This is a genomic window from Streptococcus sp. SS-4456 (assembly GCF_036680365.1).
Taxonomy (GTDB): Bacteria; Bacillota; Bacilli; order Lactobacillales; family Streptococcaceae; genus Streptococcus.
The window spans coordinates 1-835 of the sequence record NZ_JAVIHI010000091.1 but is presented as its reverse complement, the minus strand read 5'-3'; the positions used below and the strand labels follow the sequence as shown (position 1 = coordinate 835).

Annotated in this window: 1 protein-coding gene; it reads right to left on the bottom strand. The window is 46.9% G+C overall.

Annotated features, from left to right (window positions below; genetic code table 11):
* Positions 1-835 (bottom strand): mucin-binding protein (locus tag RFK25_RS11480; RefSeq protein ID WP_443035564.1); only part of this gene is annotated, 835 nt, incomplete at both ends.

Below are 835 nucleotides of genomic sequence, written 5' to 3'. Positions count from 1 at the left end.
GTTGTTGGATCATTTGGTACTGGTGGTGCTTCATAACCCTTCGTTGGATCTGCTGGATCGACTGGAGTCAATGGAGTTGTACCATCTGGTCCTACTGGGATATAACCTGGGATGTATGGAATCGTTGGAACGTCTGTACCTGGTTTTGTCGGATCATCCGGATTGTTAGGGTAAACAGTTGGTGGAACTTCCACTGTACCTGTTGGTGGTTGTGGAATCCATGAACCAAGTTTCACATAAGTTACTTCTTCTGTGATGTTGCCGGTTGTTTCTGTCGCTACAATAGCTTCCGCTGTAGTACTTGGAGCTACTTCAGAGCCATTGTTGGTTGCGCTTTGGGCCAAGTAGCCTGTCACAAGAGGTAATGGGTTACCTTCAAGTGTCGCATCGCCGTTCTTAGCTGTCCATGCTTGCCATGTGACTTCACCTGTAACGTGGTTGATTTCACCTGAACGCTCAAATGTAACAGTGTTGCTTGAGCTTGGTGCAGCTTCTCCACCTTCTGCTTTCACATAAGTAACGGTACGGCTGATCGTACGGCTCACATCATCAACACCCTTATCAGTTGGCCATTTTGGACCATCTGGATTGTTCGGATCGATTGGTTGACCTGGTTTACCTGGATCAGTTGGAGTGATTGGGCTTACTTTTGGTGTCAACTCGTATGTGAAGTCTTGGGAGTTGCCATCGATGTTATCGAAGGTACCTGTTGGGCTGTAGCCATCACTGTTAACTACGGTGTATCCGAGGTTTTCGAATTCCTTGATCTTAGCTGCTGGATCATAGCCAAACTCATCTCCTGTCTGACCATTGAGTGCTTCTGTGAATTTAACGG